The organism is Cryobacterium sp. PH31-AA6 (genome assembly GCF_030063195.1).
Taxonomy (GTDB): Bacteria; Actinomycetota; Actinomycetes; order Actinomycetales; family Microbacteriaceae; genus Cryobacterium.
The window spans coordinates 48,193-65,156 of sequence record NZ_JASISS010000008.1 but is presented as its reverse complement, the minus strand read 5'-3'; the positions used below and the strand labels follow the sequence as shown (position 1 = coordinate 65,156).

At 69.6% G+C, this 16,964-nt stretch carries 16 protein-coding genes; 5 read left to right on the top strand and 11 right to left on the bottom strand.

The features are described 5' to 3' along the window. Positions 1-6 precede the first annotated feature (6 nt). The 9 genes from ypfJ to QMG61_RS08045 all read right to left on the bottom strand — a co-directional run bounded on the left by ypfJ (position 7) and on the right by QMG61_RS08045 (position 9,583). Positions 7-891 (bottom strand): KPN_02809 family neutral zinc metallopeptidase, encoded by an 885-nt coding sequence (gene ypfJ, locus QMG61_RS08085; RefSeq protein WP_283493828.1) that lies wholly within the window; start codon positions 889-891, stop codon positions 7-9. Between the two features lie 9 nt (positions 892-900). After that, complete coding sequence (gene pip, locus QMG61_RS08080; protein ID WP_283493827.1) at positions 901-1,857, bottom strand: prolyl aminopeptidase; 957 nt, start codon at positions 1,855-1,857, stop codon at positions 901-903. A 140-nt stretch (positions 1,858-1,997) separates the two neighbouring features. Then, positions 1,998-2,657: a response regulator gene (locus QMG61_RS08075; RefSeq protein ID WP_283493826.1), complete on the bottom strand. Its 660-nt coding sequence runs from the start codon at positions 2,655-2,657 to the stop codon at positions 1,998-2,000. Then, complete coding sequence (locus QMG61_RS08070; protein WP_283493825.1) at positions 2,654-3,949, bottom strand: sensor histidine kinase; 1,296 nt, start codon at positions 3,947-3,949, stop codon at positions 2,654-2,656. The genes QMG61_RS08075 and QMG61_RS08070 overlap by 4 nt, the downstream gene beginning before the upstream one ends. Before the next feature lie 10 nt (positions 3,950-3,959). Beyond that, complete coding sequence (locus QMG61_RS08065) at positions 3,960-4,832, bottom strand: ABC transporter permease (RefSeq protein ID WP_283493824.1); 873 nt, start codon at positions 4,830-4,832, stop codon at positions 3,960-3,962. Beyond that, positions 4,829-5,761, bottom strand: a complete 933-nt coding sequence (locus QMG61_RS08060) for an ABC transporter ATP-binding protein (protein WP_283493823.1) — start codon at positions 5,759-5,761, stop codon at positions 4,829-4,831. The genes QMG61_RS08065 and QMG61_RS08060 overlap by 4 nt, the downstream gene beginning before the upstream one ends. Positions 5,762-5,915: 154 nt before the next feature. Beyond that, the gene (locus tag QMG61_RS08055) at positions 5,916-8,024 is read right to left on the bottom strand and encodes an acyl-CoA dehydrogenase family protein (RefSeq protein ID WP_502847020.1); all 2,109 of its coding nucleotides are present in this window, start codon (positions 8,022-8,024) and stop codon (positions 5,916-5,918) included. Between the two features lie 150 nt (positions 8,025-8,174). Further along, positions 8,175-8,819, bottom strand: a complete 645-nt coding sequence (locus QMG61_RS08050) for a class I SAM-dependent methyltransferase (protein WP_283493822.1) — start codon at positions 8,817-8,819, stop codon at positions 8,175-8,177. A gap of 14 nt (positions 8,820-8,833) precedes the next feature. Then, positions 8,834-9,583, bottom strand: a complete 750-nt coding sequence (locus tag QMG61_RS08045; RefSeq protein WP_283493821.1) for a TetR/AcrR family transcriptional regulator — start codon at positions 9,581-9,583, stop codon at positions 8,834-8,836. 115 nt (positions 9,584-9,698) lie between these two features. Between QMG61_RS08045 and QMG61_RS08040 the strand changes: the two genes are divergently transcribed. Together QMG61_RS08040 and QMG61_RS08035 are read left to right on the top strand one after the other, a co-directional pair. Beyond that, a complete protein-coding gene (locus tag QMG61_RS08040) occupies positions 9,699-10,136 on the top strand; it encodes a nuclear transport factor 2 family protein (RefSeq protein WP_283493820.1) in 438 nt (145 codons plus the stop codon). Then, positions 10,133-11,068 (top strand): SDR family oxidoreductase, encoded by a 936-nt coding sequence (locus QMG61_RS08035; protein WP_283493819.1) that lies wholly within the window; start codon positions 10,133-10,135, stop codon positions 11,066-11,068. Before QMG61_RS08040 ends, QMG61_RS08035 begins: the two co-directional genes overlap by 4 nt. Positions 11,069-11,077: 9 nt before the next feature. On the opposite strand, the gene recQ is transcribed toward QMG61_RS08035, so the two are convergent. Together recQ and QMG61_RS08025 are read right to left on the bottom strand one after the other, a co-directional pair. Next, positions 11,078-13,069, bottom strand: coding sequence for a DNA helicase RecQ (gene recQ / locus QMG61_RS08030; RefSeq protein ID WP_283493818.1), 1,992 nt, complete (start codon positions 13,067-13,069; stop codon positions 11,078-11,080). A 52-nt stretch (positions 13,070-13,121) separates the two neighbouring features. Further along, positions 13,122-13,760 (bottom strand): copper resistance CopC family protein, encoded by a 639-nt coding sequence (locus QMG61_RS08025; RefSeq protein ID WP_283493817.1) that lies wholly within the window; start codon positions 13,758-13,760, stop codon positions 13,122-13,124. 64 nt (positions 13,761-13,824) lie between these two features. Between QMG61_RS08025 and QMG61_RS08020 the strand changes: the two genes are divergently transcribed. The 3 genes from QMG61_RS08020 (at position 13,825) to QMG61_RS08010 (ending at position 16,961) form a co-directional block, all read left to right on the top strand. Beyond that, a complete protein-coding gene (locus QMG61_RS08020; protein ID WP_283493816.1) occupies positions 13,825-14,754 on the top strand; it encodes an EamA family transporter in 930 nt (309 codons plus the stop codon). A 147-nt stretch (positions 14,755-14,901) separates the two neighbouring features. Further along, on the top strand, positions 14,902-16,086 hold the full coding sequence (locus QMG61_RS08015) for an ABC transporter substrate-binding protein (protein ID WP_283493815.1): 1,185 nt from the start codon (positions 14,902-14,904) through the stop codon (positions 16,084-16,086). A gap of 2 nt (positions 16,087-16,088) precedes the next feature. Then, positions 16,089-16,961: a branched-chain amino acid ABC transporter permease gene (locus QMG61_RS08010; RefSeq protein WP_283493814.1), complete on the top strand. Its 873-nt coding sequence runs from the start codon at positions 16,089-16,091 to the stop codon at positions 16,959-16,961. Positions 16,962-16,964: the final 3 nt, after the last annotated feature.

Genomic DNA, 16,964 nt, shown 5'->3' with positions numbered 1-16,964 from the left:
CTGGACCTAGAGTTCGGCGGCGCCGGGCGCGAAGGTATCGCAGGCCCCGGCGCCCTGCTCGAAGCCGGTTCCGAACCAGCGCTGGCGTTGCTCGCTCGAGCCGTGGGTCCAGCCCTCCGGGTTCACCTGCCCCTGGGTCGCCGCCTGGATTCGGTCGTCGCCGACGGCGGATGCCGCGCTCAGCGCATCGTCGATCTGCGCCTGGCTGATCGACCTGAGGAAGGTCACCCCGTTGTCATCCTTGAGCGTGGCGGCGGCGCCGGTCCAGGCTCCGGCGAAACAGTCCGCCTGCAGCTCGACCCGCACCGCATTCGAGGCGGCCCCGGTCTGTCCATCCCGTGACGTCTCCAGCACGCCGGTCAGGTTCTGCACGTGGTGCCCCCACTCGTGGGCGATCACGTACATCTCGGCGAGCGGGCCGCCGGATGAGCCGAACCGGCTGCGCAGGTCGTCGAAGAATGCGGTGTCGAGGTAGATGGTCGCATCCGGCGGGCAGTAGAACGGGCCGGTGGCGGCGGATGCTGCGCCACAGCCGGTGCCGGTGCTGTCGGCGAACACCGCGACCGGCTGCGGCTGCTGGTAGGCGACGCCGAGCCGGGGCAACTCCTCGGACCAGTAGGTGTCGAGGGAGGCCGCGGCGCCCTTCATCCGGCATTCCACGTCGGCGTTCGCCTGGGCGCCGGTGGTGCACTCGGCCAGGTTCGAGACGCTGCCGGATTCGGCGGCCGGCTGGCCTCCCCCGGCAAGCCCGGACAGGTCGACACCCAGGAACTGGGACAGCAGGAACAGGGCGATCACGCCCAGCCCGCCGCCCCCCACGGCGATCCCCGTGTTTCGGCCCCGTTTGCTGACCCGGCCACCGCCGATGTTCGCGTTGTCATTGAACGTCATAGAGAAAAGCTACCCGGCGAAGCGGTCCGTCGCCTCGATTATCGCGTCCAGGTTTCCTGGCTCGTCGAACGAGTGTCCCGCGTCGGGGATCAGCCGGAAGTCGGCTTCCGGCCAGGCCTGGTGCAGCTCCCACGCGGTGAAGGCCGGCGTGCACATGTCGTAGCGGCCCTGCACGATGACGCCGGGGATGTTCTTCAGCCGATCCGCGTCGCGGATCAACTGGTTCGGCTCGAACCAGCCCCGGTTGGTGAAGTAGTGGTTCTCGATCCGGGCGAAGGCGACGGCGAAGGCCGGCTCGGTGAACCGGGCAATCGTGTCCGGCTGCTGGAGCAGGGTGATGGTCGACGATTCCCAGGTTGACCAGGCGATTCCCGCGCGCTCCCTGACGGCCTGGTCCGGGTCGTAGAGCAGCCGGCCGTAGGCCTCGATCAGGCGTCCCCGCTCCGGGGTCGGCACCGGCGCGATGAAGTCTTCCCAGAGGTCGGGGTAGATCGCGGCGGCGCCGCCTTCGTAGAACCAGTCCAGCTCGACGGGTCGGAGGGTGAAGATGCCGCGCAGCACGAGCTCGGTGACACGCTCAGGGTGGGTTTCGGCGTAGGCGAGGGACAAAGAACTCCCCCAGGAGCCACCGCAGACCAGCCACCGGTCGATACCCAGGTGTTCGCGCAGTTTCTCCATGTCGGCGACGATGTGCCAGGTGGTGTTCGTGGCGAGGTCGGCATCCGCCTCGCTCGCGTGGGGCGTGCTCCGGCCGCAGCCGCGCTGGTCGAAGAGCACGATGCGGTACTTCTCGGGGTCGAACACGCGGCGCTGCTTCGGGCTCGACCCGCCCCCCGGCCCCCCGTGCAGGTAAACCGCGGGCTTGCCATCCGGGTTGCCGGATGCCTCCCAGTAGACGGCCTGTCCGTCACCGACGTCAAGCATCCCTGTTTCGTACGGTTCGATCTCGGGGTAGAAGCTACGCATCCCCTGAGCCTATTGGCCGCACCGGGCCGGAGCGAAACCGCGCCGCCGGCTACGCCGTCGCAGCATCCGTCCGTCGCCGCGCCCGGATCGGCAGCCCGCGCCCGCCGGCGCGGGAGCGGCGTGCGCAACCGGGCGCGGTGTCAGCGGCCGCCGAGGCCGAGCCGGTGGGCGAGGATGACGACGTGCACCCGATCGCGCAGTCCGAGCTTCGCCAGGATGCGTCCGACGTGCGTCTTCACGGTGGATTCGGAGAGGAAGAACCGTTGGGCCAGCTCGGGGTTGGAGAGCCCCTCCGCGATCGCGAGGAACACCTCGCGTTCCCGTTCGGTGAGCGCGCCGAGCCGGGAGGCGTCGTCGTCGTCCGCGGCCGGCAGCTTCGACCCGAACAGCTCGAGCATGCGCCGGGTCACCCGGGAGGAGACCGACGCGTCGCCGGAGGCGACCGCGCGGATCGCCGCCGTCAGCTCGCTCGGCTGGGCGTCCTTGAGGAGGAACCCCCGGGCTCCGGCGCGCAGCCCGCCGAAGGCGTACTCGTCGAGGTCGAAGGTGGTGAGGATGATGATCCTGCTGTCGGGGTGGGCCGCGCTGATCTGCCGGGTGGCCTCGATCCCGTCGATCCCGGGCATCCGCACGTCCATCAGGATCACGTCGGGCAGCACGCTCGCGGCGAGCGCGATCGCCTCCGCGCCGTCACCCGCCTCGGCGACGACCGTGAAGTCGTCCTCGGCTTCGAGCACCATTCGGAAGCCGGTGCGGAGCAGGGCCTGGTCGTCGACCAGCATGATCCGGGTCCGGGTCATCGTGGTGCCTCCGGTTCGTCCACATTCATCACGGCCCGCACCTGCCACCCGCCGCCGGGAAGTGCCCCGGCCTCGAGCGTGCCGTCGTAGAGGGCGGCGCGCTCGCGCAGCCCGATGATGCCGCGGCCCTGGCGCAGCGCCGGCCCCTCGGCCCGTGGTCGGCCATCGTCGGCGACGACGACCTCGACCCGGCCGGGCCCGGATGCCAGGCGAACCGAGACCAGCGTCGGCTCGGCGCAGTAGCGCAGGGCATTGGTCAACGATTCCTGCACGATCCGGTAGATGGTCAGCTGCACGCCGGGGTTGGCCGGAATCCGACCGGTGAGTTCCAGGCGCGCGGGCAGGCCGGCGGCGCGGAAGGAGTCGACCAGGCCGACCAGTTCGTCGGCGCCGGGCTGGGGCCTGAGGGGCGCGTCCGCGGCCGCCGCATCCGCCCCGCCCTGGTCCGGGTCCGAGTCCTGGTCCGACTGGTCGTCGGCCAGCACCCCGAGCAGGCGGCGCATCTCCGTCATCGAGCTCCGCCCGGTGGCCGCGACCTCGCGCATTGCCGTCCTGGACCGTTCCGGGTCCTTGTCCAGCAGCGCGTCGGCACCGTCGGCGAGTGCGACCATCACCGAGAGGCTGTGCGCGACGATGTCGTGCATTTCCCTGGCGATCCGACCCCGTTCGGTGATCCTGGCCAGTTGCGCCTGCTGATCGCGCTCCCTCGCGAGCTGGGCGGCCAGGTCGACGAGCGCGGTGACGTAGCGTCGGCGGTCGCCGATGGTGACGCCGAGCAGGGTGGCCGCGAGCATGACGATGGCGTACTGGGCGGCCACGCCCGGCCAGGCGGCATAGATCGTGCCGTCGGCCAGGAATGCGCCGAGCGCCGCGACGCCGACGGCGACGACGAGCCCGAACCAGGCGCTCCGGACACTGCGATAGACCGCCACCGCGTACAGCGCAAGCAGCACCGGCACGGTGTCGCCCTGCCCCTGGCTCGGGAAGGACAAGAGCAGCCCGGCGCAGGTGACCCCGAGCACGAGCAGCGGGGCGTGCCGGCGGAAGAGCAGTGCGGCGGTGACCGACACGGCGACCGCGACACTGGAGGGTCGCACGAGCCCGCCGGGCGTCGTCAGGTCGATCAGGACACCGATCGCCATCGGCACGAAATACCCGGCGGCGACGAGGGAATCGGTCAGCCACGGATGCCGCGCCCAGAACCGCCTGGCCACGCCGGGCGGCGTCGGCAGACGCAGTTCGCCCCCGGGAGGCCGGGAGGGCCGCCCGGGGGCGAACTGTGTGGTGGTCATTGTCTGGACTCTACGCGTCCCGGCGCTTCAGCAGCGCAGCGGCGCCGATCAGGCTGGCCGCGATCCAGCCGAGCACGACGAGCAGGTCGACCCACCACGCGATCGGAACCTCGCTGAAGGACATCAGCCCGAACATGTTGATGCCGGCGTTGGAGATCAGGTAGGGCAGCAGCGAGGTGGCCCACGCGGCGGGGATCAGCTGGAGCACCATCGGCACGAGCAGCAGGAGGCCCAGGACCACCGCGATGCCGCCGGCACCGTTGCGCACTATCGTTCCCACGCCGAGGGCGAAGACCGCGATCAGGCCCAGGTAGAGTGCGCCGCCGAGCACGGGGAAGAGCACGGTGGGCTCGAACAGGCCGGCCTGCAGCCCCTTGCCGGAGAGCACGGCGGAGGAAACCAGGTGGGAGCCGACGGTGCTGACCAGGCCGACCAGGAACGTGGTGCCGAACAGCACGACGACCTTCGCCCACAGGGCGGGAAGTCGTTTCGGCACCGCGGCCAGGGTGGACCGGATCATGCCGGTGGAGTACTCCCCGCTGATGCTCAGCACCCCGAGGACGGCCACGATCAGCTGGCCGAAGAACACCCCGAACGTCGAGGCCTGGGCCACGAAGATGGCCTGGTTGGCGGCCGGGACCTGCGAGACGTCCGCGCCCTGCAGGTCGAGCGAGGCGGACATGACGGCGGCGAGTCCGAGCGAGAAGGCCACGAGCAGGGCGTATGACCAGACGGTTGAACGCACGCTTCGCAGCTTGATCCACTCCGAGCGGATGAGGCCGGTCGCGCTCAGCCGGCTGGCCGCCGGTGCGGCGTCGGCACCGGACGGCGACGCGACGGGGGTGGCCTCCGGCGCGGTGGGCAGTGTGGTCGTCGTGGTCATCGTGCTGCCTCCTGCAGTTCCGCGGAGCCGCCCGTGCGGTACTCCACCTCGTTCTGGGTGAGCGCCATGTAGGCGTCCTCGAGTGACGCGCCGATGCTGGTGAGCTCGTGCAGCACGATCCCGGCGCCGGCGGCCCGCTCGCCGATCTCCACGGCGGAGATCCCGGTCACCTCGAGCGTGTCCTGCTCGCCGGCCGTGACGGTGACGTCCGGCCCGGCGAGCAGGGTGGCCAGGCGGGTGGCCTGTGGGCTGCGCACCCGCACCGAGTCTCCCCCGGCGCCGCCGATGACGTCGGCGACCGGGGCATCCGCGATCACGCGACCGCGGCCGAGCATGATCAGGTGGTCGGCGGTGAGCGCCATTTCACTCATCAGGTGCGAGGACAGCAACACCGTTCGACCCTCGGCGGCCAGATGGCGCATCAGCCGACGCACCCACTGCACGCCCTCAGGGTCGAGCCCGTTCACCGGTTCGTCGAGGATCAGTACGGCCGGGTCGCCGAGCAGCGCCGCCGCGATGCCGAGGCGCTGCCCCATCCCGAGGGAGAAGCCGCCGACGCGTTTGCGGGCGACGGAGGCGAGCCCGGTGAGCTCGATCACCTCGTCCACCCGGCCGGCCGGGATGCCGTGGGTGGCGGCCATCGCCAGGAGGTGGTTGCGGGCCGAACGGCCGGTGTGCACCGCTTTGGCGTCGAGGAGCACACCGACTTCGCGCAGCGGTGCCGGGTGTTCGCGGTAGTGCTTGCCGTTCACGGTGACCGAACCGGCGCTCGGCCGGTCCAGTCCCACGATCATGCGCATGGTGGTGCTCTTGCCTGCTCCGTTCGGGCCGAGCAGGCCGGTCACCTTGCCGGGCTGCACCTCGAATTCGACCGCGTCGACCGCCGTCTTGCTTCCGTAGCGTTTGGTCAGGGCCTGTGCCTGGATCATCCGTCTCCTCGTTGCGTTGTGGGGCCGGTGCCGCCTCAGCGACAACGGCCCCACAACGACGCTACGGAAGACGGATGCGCCCCGCATCGGCCGAGCGGACCCTCCCGGTCGGCCTGCCCTCGTACCTGGGTACGACGGTCCGCTCCTCTGCCGGCTACTTCTTTTTCGGCGCCTTCTCCGCGGCCGGCGCCTGGCCGGATGCTCGCTGCTCGCGGTAGTACGCGCGGGCCTCGTCCTGCCGCTCCTTCTCGGCACCGCTGGCGATGTTGGACCTGAGGTGTTCCTGGCGGTAGCCGAACGCGTCGACCAGGTCGAGCGCGTGCGGTCGCAGCCGGGCGATGATGCGGTCGATGTAGGCCGTGACCGACTGGGCACGCTGGGCGGACAACCGGCCGTTGATCAGGTACCAGGCCAGGTTCTTCTCGACCAGGCCAAGGCCGAAGAGGTCACGCAGCCAGGTCAGTACCTGTTTGGTGCCCTCGTCCTGGGTGCTCTCGACTGCCTGGGTGAAGGCCTCCCACTGCAAAAGTTCGCCGTGCGAACGGGCGGCCTCGATCAGGGCGTCCTGGTGGGCGTTGAAGAGGGCAGCAGCCGCCTTTGCCGGAAGTTTCCCGGCCGGGCGGAGTTCGGCCGCGATCTCGCCGATCATGGTTTCGACCCGGTCGGTGAGCAGCTCTCGCTGCACGTTCGTCTCTCGGAGCGCTCCGACGGAGCGGGCGGTCGACCCGAAGTCGGCGACGGTCTGGGCGAGCGTGCGGAGGCCGCTGCCGTGGTAGGCCCGGTCGGCGGCCTGGGCCACGACGTAGCGGGCGAGTGCGCCGGTGCCGGCGTGCGCGAACTTGCGGCTGTAGTCGGTGAGCAGGCGCTTCGCGACGAGCTGCAGCAGCACATTGTTGTCGCCCTCGAAGGTGGCGTAGACGTCCAGGTCTGCGCGCAGTCCGACGAGTCGGTTCTCGGCCAGGAAGCCCGCGCCGCCGCAGGCCTCGCGGGCCTCCTGCAGGGTGTCCAGCGCGTGCCAGGTCGACAGGGGTTTGAGCGCGGCGGCCAGGGTCTCCAGGTCCTGGCGGTCGTCGTCGGTGTCGGCCTTGCCGCTGAAGACCTGGTCGAACTTGACCAGGAACTGGTCGTGCGCGAAGGTCTGCGCGTAGGTCGTGGCCAGCCGCGGAAGCAGGCGGCGCTGGTGGCGCTGGTAGTCGAGGATGACCTCCTCGTCGGTGTCGTTGCCCGCGGTGAACTGGCGGCGCTCGCTGCCGTAGGTGATCGCGATGGTCAGGGCCATCGCCGAGGCCTGGGCCGCGGCGCCGTCGAGCGAGACTCGGCCCTGCACGAGGGTGCCGAGCATGGTGAAGAAGCGCCGTCCTGGGCTCGAGATCGCGCTGCTGTAGCTGCCGTCCTCGGCGACGTCGCCGTAACGGTTGAGCAGGTTGGTCCGGGGAATGCGCAGCTGGTCGAAGTGCAGCCGGCCGTTGTCAATGCCGTTGAGGCCACCCTTGAGGCCGTCGTCCTCGCCGCCGATTCCGGGCAGGAAGTCCCCGTTCTCGTCGCGGAGCTGCACCCAGAACGCGTGCACGCCGTGGTTCACGCCCTGGCTGATCAGCTGGGCGAAGAGCACAGCGGCGACGCCGTCCTTGGCCGCGTTGCCGAGGTAGTCCTTCCAGGCAGCGCGGAACGGCGTGTTGATCACGAATTCCTGTGCGTCCGGGTCGTAGGTCGCCGTGGTGCCGATGCTGGCGACATCCGACCCGTGGCCGGTCTCGGTCATCGCGAAGACGCCGGGCACCTCGAGCGACATGATTCCGGGGAGGTAGGCGTCGTGGTGCCTCTTCGTTCCGAGGTGCAGCACGGCACCGCCGAACAGACCCCACTGCACGCCCGCCTTGATCTGCAGGCTGGGGTCGGCGGTGACGAGCTCCTCAAAGCCGGCGATGTTGCCGCCGTTGTCGTCTGAGCCGCCCAGGTCGACCGGGAAGGCGCGGTGCACATGGCCGTTGTCGGCGAGGATCTTCAGCTGGGCGAGCACGCGGACGCGATGCTCCTCCATTGACTGGCCCTCGATCCGATGCAACTCGGGGCGCGCGGTGAGCTCACGGGCGCGCACACGCACATCGGCCCAGGTGCCGAGCAGCTGGCGGTTGAGGGCGGCGACGTTCACGGTCGGGGAACCCGGGTGGCCGGCCACCATGACCGGGCCGGTGTCGACCGCCGGCTTGGTCGAACCTAAGGTCTTTTTGGGGGCGGTGGAGCGCTGGGCAGTGTCAACCATCATTGGTCCTTCGTCTTCGCGCGGAATTTTCTTACACGCTAGGTCGACGACCGGGCACACGGAAATGGTGCGTGACGGGGCTACAACGAAGCGTGCCGACCCCGGCATCCGCTTTGTAGGAATCCACAACCGTATTGCGGTTCGGGTCACTCATACCGACAAAACCTCTGCTTTCGGAGGCTGTTCGGGGTGCGCGCCGGGCCAGGCCGGTGCCGGCGGATTGCGTGCGATGACGTGGAAGACGTGCCAGTGTCGCGGGCCGAAGGCGGATTGGCCCTCGCGGTCCTCCTCGACGAGGCTGAGGACCCCCAGCCCGGCGAGCAACCCGGCGACCTGTTCCCGGTCATGGAAGTTCATGTCCGTGCGCGACCCCCAGGAATCGTGGGGACCGAACAACTCGCCCGCAAAGAGACCGCCCGGTTTCACGGCGGAACGGATGGCGTCCCACAGCCCGGGAAACGCTGAGGGCGCGCAAAACGGCAAAGAGAACCCGGCATACACGAAGTCGGCCTCCGGAAGGCCGGTGAGCTCTTCGAACTGAGCCGAGCTGAAAGACAACCGCGAGAGCGCGCCGGGGTCGAGCCCGGTCGTGAGCCGTTCTCGCGCCACCGGGTCGGCGTCGTAGGAGTGCACCCGCCAGCCGAGGGACAGCAGATGACGGGTCTCCACGCCGTCGCCACTGCCCATGTCGAGCGCGACCCCGGCCTCGGCGTCTCCGCGCAGTCGGAGGGTTGCCAGCAGCACCGATCGCACGGCTCGGCCGGCCTGAGCATCGTAGTAAGCCGTCCAGTCCATGACCTCCCCGACCACTAGGTGTTCTGTGATGGTGACACCAGTGTCGTATCAGTCGAGCCAGGGGGCAAGGTCCGCTCAGGTCCGCTCAGGTCCGGTGTGGAGCGGCTCGGTGTCGGTGTCCGTGGCGCATCACCCAGGAGGGCGTCGACGAGGGATTCGCCGACGAACTCGCCATAGCGCTCGGGGCGCCAGCCGCGGTTGAGGACGAAGAGGCTGTACAGCTCGGGCGAACTGTATGCCCATAAGATCTCGGCTGCCTCGTCGACGGAGAGGCCCGGGCGCAGCTGAGTCCTGCGTGCCAGGTTGTGGGCCACGTGGGTCATCCGGTCCAGGCGCGACGCGTCGAAGTCGGCACGCAATTGAGCCATCGAGTCATCGGTCTCACCCGCGCTCGACAACAGCAGGAGCAGGGGAACGATGCGAGGCGCGACCTCCGTGGTGAGTGTGCCGAGTCCACGCAGCATCGTTCGAGGGTCGGCCTCGGCGGCCTGCATCGCGTCGGAGCGCCGTTCGGCGGGGACAGGGCCTTCGCCCTTGAGGGCGTCCTCACACATCAGCCGCAGGAGCCCGGCTTTTCCACCGAAGGATTTGTAAATGGTGTCGACCGATGTGCCGGCATCGGACGCGATCGATGCCAGCGTCGTTGCGGTGAAGCCATCGGCCAGGAATCGCTTCCGCGCGGCGGCGACGATTGCCTCGCGAGTGAGGCGAGCCTGTTCGCGCCTGCGGCTGGCGTCATAGCGGCGAGGATTGACAGTATCCAATATCGACTCCATGGCTATAGAATGAATCTAGTCTACTGGAACAGATAAGATCGTCAATCCACGCGGCGTCACGAGGCCATGACCGCGCCGGGGCCGGTCTTGGATCGGAGGCGTCATGTCCTTGCCGGCACGGGAAACAGATCCGAGCGCGGTGGTAGAGCGGTTGCGAGTCGCGACGAACGCGCACGATATCAACGCGATCGTCGCCTGCTTCGCCGCGGATTATCGAAACGAGACGCCGGCGCATCCGGTGCGCAATTTTGTCGGCAACGAGCAGGTGAGACGCAACTGGACGCAGATCGTGGCGGCGATACCGGACGTCTCAACCGAGATCGTCGCCTCGGCCGTGTCAGGCAACATGGTGTGGGTCGAATGGGAGCACACCGGCACGCGGCGGGATGGCACAATCCATCTGCTGCGGGGGGTGGTTGTCTTCCGCGTCACCGACGGGTTGATCGCTTCGGCCCGGTTCTTCCTGGAGCCGGTCGACGACGCCGGTGTTGGCGTCGACGCAGCGGTCCGGCGCCAGGTCGAGGGGAGGACGGCGTCATGATCTCCCGGGTGCTGGTCACCGGAGGCACCGGTCGGCTGGGCACGCTCGTCGTCAAGGGTCTCGCCGCTCGCGGGGTTACCGTGCGGGTGATGACGCGCGATCCGCGGCGCGCCGTGCATCTGGCCGGTGAGCGAATCGAGCTGGTCACCGGTGATGTGCGCGACCCGGCCAGCGCCCTGGCGGCCGCGGCCGGTGTCGATGCCGTGGTGTCGGCCGTTCACGGCTTCGCCGGACCGGGAGGGGTGTCGCCGACGACGGTCGACCTGGGTGGCAACACGCACCTGATCGTCGCCGGCCGAGCGGCGGGCGCCGAGGTGGTGCTGATGTCGGTTGTGGGTTCCGCACCGGACAGCCCCTTCGAATTGTTTCGGATGAAGCACGCCGCCGAGGCATTTCTGGCCTCCACCACGGTGCCCGCCACCGTGGTGCGATCTACGGCATTCCTCGAGTTGTGGATCGAGATCCTTGCCGACACGGCCGGGCGGACGAATCGTGCGCTGGTCTTCGGTCACGGACGGAACCCGATCAATTTCGTCTCGGTGGGCGACGTCGCCGCGCTGGTCGAGCGCGTCACGCTGGATCCGGCGACCCGCGGCCAGACGCTGGAGATCGGCGGACCGGTCGACCTCACCATGAACGAGCTCGCCCGGATGGTGGTTGCGCACCGCGGCGGCTCGGACCCCCGGCACATCCCGCGTGCCGCACTGCATGCGATGGCCGCCACAATCGGGCGTCTGCGCCCCGAGTTGGGCAGACAAGCGCGGGCCGCACTCGCGATGGACCGTTCCGATCTGACATTTTCCGGTGGCGTCAACGACGCGCGTGCCCGCTATCCGGATCTACCGTGCACCGCGCCCGCTGAGGCCCTCCGCGCGTTCACCGCGTCCCGCGGAGTGTTCGGGGTCCCGGGTGCCCGGACGCCCGACTCCTGAGAGAGCGACTCAGGCGCCGGCCGCGACGACCTCGAGGATCGCCGCGCCATAGGAATCCAGCTTCTTGGCGCCGACCCCGGAGATCCCGTCGAGTTCGGCCAGACTGCCCGGCCGGGTCGCCGCGATGGCGAGCAGGGTCGCGTCGCCGAAGATGATGTAGGCCGGCACCCCCTGCTCCTTCGACTGCGCCGAACGCCAGGTTCGAAGCGCCTCGAACAGGGTCTCCTGCTCGGGGTTGAGGTCGGCGGCGGCGGCCTTCGCCGCGCTCTTCCTGGCTCCGGCGGCCGGGCGGGCCGCCCGCTCCGGCTCGGTGCGCAGCTCGACCGTGCGACGCCCGGCGAGCACCTCGGCCGCGGCATCCGTGAGCACGAGCGTGCCGTACTCGCCGGAGGTGGCGAGCAGCCCCTGGGCCAGCAGCTGGCGCACGACACCACGCCACTGCTGGTCGCTGAGATCGGCCCCGATCCCCCAGGTGGCCAGCTGGTCGTGGCCGTGCTGGGTGGTGCGCGGGGTCACCTTGCCACGCAGGATGTCGATGAGCTGCCCGGCACCGAAGCGCTGGCTGCGCTCCCGGAGCAGGCGCACCACGGTGGAGAGCAGCTTCTGCGCGGCCACCGTGCCGTCCCAGCCGACGGGCGGCTCGAGGCAGGTGTCGCAGTTGCCGCACGGCTCGCTCGGCTGGCCGAAGTAGCGCAGCAGGTTCACCCGGCGGCAGCTCACGGTTTCGCAGAGCGCGAGCATGGCGTCGAGGTGCGCGGAGAGTTTGCGACGGTGGGCGAGATCGCCGGGCGACTCGTCGATCATCCGCCGCTGCTGCACGACGTCCTGCAGGCCATAGGTCAGCCAGCCGGTCGACGGCAGTCCGTCACGGCCGGCGCGGCCGGTCTCCTGGTAGTAGCCCTCGACCGACTTCGGCAGGTCGATGTGGGCCACGAAGCGCACGTCGGGTTTGTCGATGCCCATGCCGAACGCGATCGTGGCGACGATGACGACGCCCTCCTCGCGGAGAAACCGGGACTGGGTGCGGGCACGCAGTCCCTGGTCGAGGCCGGCGTGGTACGGCAACGCGTTCACGCCGTTCTGGCGGAGGAATTCGGCGGTCTGCTCGACGGTCTTGCGGCTGAGGGCGTAGACGATTCCGGCGTCGGCCTGGTGCTCGGCGCGGATGAAGGCGAGCAGCTGCTTGCGCGGTTCCGCCTTGCCGACGATGCGGTACTGGATGTTCGGCCGGTCGAAGCTGGCGACGAAGTGTCGGGCCTCACCCAACTGCAGGCGAGTGGTGATCTCTTTGTGGGTGGCGTCCGTGGCGGTCGCCGTGAGCGCGATCCGCGGCACGTCGGGCCAGCGGTCGGCCAGTTCGGACAGGGCGAGGTAGTCGGGCCGGAAGTCGTGCCCCCACTGCGACACGCAGTGGGCCTCGTCGATGGCGAAGAGTGCGATGGTGCCGCGGTCGAGGAAACGTTTGGTGGCCTCGGAGGAGAGCCGCTCCGGGGCGACGTAGAGAAGGTCGAGGTCGCCGGCCAGGTAGTCCCGTTCGACCCGGCCGCGCGCGGCGGAGTCCTGGCTGGAGTTGAGGAACGCGGCGCGCACCCCGACGGCGGTGAGCGCGTCGACCTGGTCCTGCATCAGGGCGATCAGCGGGGAGATGACGATGCCGGTGCCCTCGCGCACGAGCGACGGGATCTGGTAACAGAGGCTTTTGCCGCCGCCGGTGGGCATCAGCACGACGGCGTCGCCGCCGCCGATGACCTGGTCGATGATCTGGGCCTGCTCACCCCGGAACGAGTCGTAGCCGAAGACGGTACGCAGCGCGTCGGCGGCGGTCGCGAACTTCGCGGTGGCTCGCCGCGGCGCGGCGACCGGCTGACGGGCGCCGGCGGGCAGGCCGGGCGCCCCGGCGAATGCCGGGTCGCCGTACCCCTCCGGCGGGGGCGGGGCGTCGAAATCCTCGGGTGGCTCGAATTCGTCAGGATCCCACGGTATTTCGGCGTTCCAACTCACCCGGTAACTCTACCCGCGACCTCCGACGGCCTGCCGACGAATCGGGCCCCGGTCACGGCTTGCGGCCGCGCCGGTGGGCGACGAGCAGGGTGCCGCCGACTCCCAGGACCACGGCGCCGAGCGCCCCGCCGACCCAGGCCAGGTCGGCGAGGCCGGTGCCCGGGCCGGCCGGTGCGGATGCCGTGGCATCCGTTCCGGCCGTCGTCGTGCTCCCGCAGGCGGGCAGGGCCGGCGACCCCTCGGCGAGCTCCTGGCCGGCCGCGGGCTGCCAGGTGAAGGTGTATTCCTCCGAGACGGAGTGCCCGTCGGTGGAGACGGCCTGCCAGATCACGGTGTACTCCCCCGGCTGGCCGAGCTGGGCCTTCGTCTCGATGCTCGGCCCGAGCGGGGTGACGCAGCCGTCGCCGTAATAGAGCGGTGCGGCCGCGCCGGCGGGTCCCCGGATCGCCATGGCGTTCGCGGAGCCCTCACCGTGCAGGTCGATCAGCTCATCGTTCAGGGTCACCGTGAAGGTACCGGGCTGCTCCGTGACAACCTCACCATCGGCCGGCGAGGAGCCGATCGGGGAGTTGTGCGCGAACGCCGGCGCGGCGGACCAGCCGACCAGAGCCGCGACGACGGCGGCCCCGGCGAGCGCCCCGACCGACCAGCGCCGGGCGTTCACGGCGTGCGCCACCCTGTTTTTTCTCATGGAAGGAGCCTAAACCGTCCGCGGGGAGTGGCGGCCGGGCGCCGGTCGCTAAGCTGGGCTTCTCATGCTCACAGCGGCACTCGGCCTCATCGGAGCGCTCATCTTCGGCAGCGCCGACTTCCTCGGCGGGCTCGCCGCGAAGCGGATGAGCGCGATGGTCGTCACGGCGGTCGCTGCCGCTTCCGGCCTGGCTGCTCTGTTGCTCGCGCTGCCGTTCGTCGGCGGTGTCTGGTCGCCCGAAGCCGTCTTCTGGGGGGCGTTGTCCGGGGTCAGCGGCGCCATTGCCATTTCGCTCCTGTACGCCTGCCTCGCGATCGGGCCGATGAGCATCCTGTCCCCGCTCACGGCGGTCGCCTCCGCGGTCGTGCCGATGGTGGCCGGGCTGGCCGGCGGCGAGAAGCTGGCCCCGATCGGCTACTGGGCGCTGGGCCTTGCCCTGGTCGCCGTGGTGCTCGTCGGCTTCGTGCCCGAGCGGGGGGCCGTGCGTCCGAGCACGATCGGGGTGCTGATGGCACTGGGCTCCGGCACGATGATCGGTGCGTTCATGATCATGATCGACCTGACCCCGACCGACAGCGGGTTGGTGCCACTGGTGCTTAATCGGGCCGTGAACGGGGCGATTATGTTCACCCTCGTCGGCGTGCTGGCCCTGGTCGGCCTGCGTCGGCGACGGATGCCGCCGGCCGGCGCGGCGAGCGGCGCGGGTTCGGCGCACGCTCCCGGCTCGGGCGCCGGGGTAGTCCTGCGACGCACGACGCTGATCGTGGGGCTTCGCCTGGCGGTGGCCTGCGGCGTGGTCGATGTCGTCGCGAACTTCCTGCTGCTTCTCGGGATGCGGGCAGGGGATCTCAGCGTGATGAGCGTGCTCACGGCGATGTACCCCGCCGGCACCATCCTGCTCGCGGCGCTCGTGCTGCGCGAACGCATCGCCCCCGTGCAGTGGTTGGGTCTGACGGCCGCGCTCATCGCCGCCGGGATGCTCGCCGCGGCCTGACCCGCGGTGCAGGGTTACCCACTCGTTACGTCCGGTCCGGCCTGGGCCCTTGCCGTGCGCGGCCTCCCCGGGATACTGTCAGGCCACACCTGAATTAGTGAACGACTGGTCGGTCACTAATTATCTGTCCCTCTGAAGGAGATTCCAATGAAGAAGTCTCGTCTGCGTTTCATCGCGCCGATTGCCGTCGTCACAGCCCTTGCGCTGGCCGGCTGCAGCACCTCGAACCTCGGCGGCAGCAGCCCCGCAGACCCAGCCGGAGACAGCGGGCCGATCAAGATCGGCGCCGTCCTCGACGTCACCGGCGTCGGCGCCAGCCTCGGCGTCCCGGAGCAGAACACGCTCACCATGCTCGCCAAGCAGCTCAATGCCGACGGCGGCATCGGCGGCCGCGACGTGGAGTTGATCATCCTCGACGACCAGTCGACCGAGGACGGCGCGGCCAAGGCCACCAGCAAGCTGATCGAGAGCGAGAAGGTCGACATCATCATCGGCGCGTCCCGCACCGGACCCAGCCTGGCCATGCGACCCCTGGCCGAAGCAGCGAAAATCCCGCTGATCTCCGTCGCGGCCAACGTGGCCATCGTCGCGGACTCCCAGTGGGTCTTCAAGACCACGCAGAACGACGTCAGCGTGCTCGAGACCATCCTCAATGACGCCCAGAAAAAGGGCTACACCAAGCTGGCCCTCGTTCGTGACGCGACCGGGTTCGGCGAAGGGATCGCGGACTACATCACTCAGCTCGGCGCTGACCGAGGCATCACCCTCGTCACGACCGAGTCCTTCGAGCCGAGCGCGACCGACTTCACCCCGCAGATGACCAATGTGCGCGGCTCTGACGCCGACGCCGTCATCATCTGGGGCATCAACCCGTCGGCGGGCCTGGCCCAGAAGGCCTACGTGCAGCTCGGCGTGAACAAGCCGGTCTACCACTCGCACGGCATCGCCAACAAGGCGTTCTTCGACACGGCCGGTGACGCGGCCAACGGCGCCATCGCGGCGATGGGTCGCCTGCTCGTGACCGACCAGCTTCCGGCCGACAACCCCCAGCGCCAGGTCATCGAGAAGTTCCAGGCCGACTACAGCGCGGCCTACGGCGAGCAGCCCTCCACCTTCGGCGGCCACGCGTTCGACGCCTGGCACATCGCGGTCAACGCGATCGACGCCGTCGGCACCGACCCCGCCGCCCTGCGCGATGAGCTGGAGAAGGCGGAGTTCACCGGCATCTCCGGTGTCTTCAAGATGACCGCGAAGAACCACTCGGGCCTCGATGCCTCCGCACTCATCCTGGCTGAGGCTCAGGATGGTCGCTGGAACCTCCTCAAGGACTGATCGTGCTCACTGATTTCCTGCAGTTGACGGTGGCAGGGCTCTCACAGGGATCTGTGTACGCCCTGCTCGCCGTCGGCCTGATCGCCGTCTACACCGTGCGCCACGTGATCAACATCGCCCAGGGCGAGTTCGCGATGCTGGCCGGACTGGGCTCCGCCTGGCTCACCGCGTCCGGCATGCCGCTCTTCCTGGCGATCCTGGTCGCCATTCTCACGGTCACCCTCGTGGCCATCGCGATGGAGCGGCTGATCATCGCGAGGGTGAAGAAGCTGACTCCGCTCATCTCCATCATCCTGACCCTCGGCGTCTCGACGCTGCTGCAGGCGATCATGTTGCTGATCTGGGGCCCGGAGGCCAAGGGCGTGCCCCGGTTCCCGGGGACCAACGTCCTCATCGGCGGGGTGAGCATCCGCTCACAGGAGTTCTGGATGATCGGCGCCCTCGTGGTCGTCGGCGGCGGGATCGTGCTCTTCTACGAGAAGTCACGGTGGGGCAAGGCGCTTCGGGCGTGTGCGGAGCAACCCGTTGCAGCGCGCATCGTCGGGATCTCCCCGGTCGCCGCGTCCGTGCTGGCCTTCGCCATCGCCGGACTGGTCGGGGCGGTCGCCGGTGTGGTGTCCTCCCCGATCTATCTCTCGCTCTGGTCGGGTGGCGTGCTGCTCGGCCTCAAGGGCTTCGTCGCCGCCGTCCTCGGCGGCTTCGTCTCCTTCCGGGCTGCGATCGTCGGGGCGCTCATGCTCGGCATGATCGAGGCCTACGTGGCCGGCTATGTCGCCTCCGGCCTGAGGGACGGCGCCGCCTTCCTCATCCTCATCCTTGTGCTCGTCGTCCGTCCCCAGGGCCTCGTTCTCAAGCCGACAGCGGTCAGGGTGTAGCGA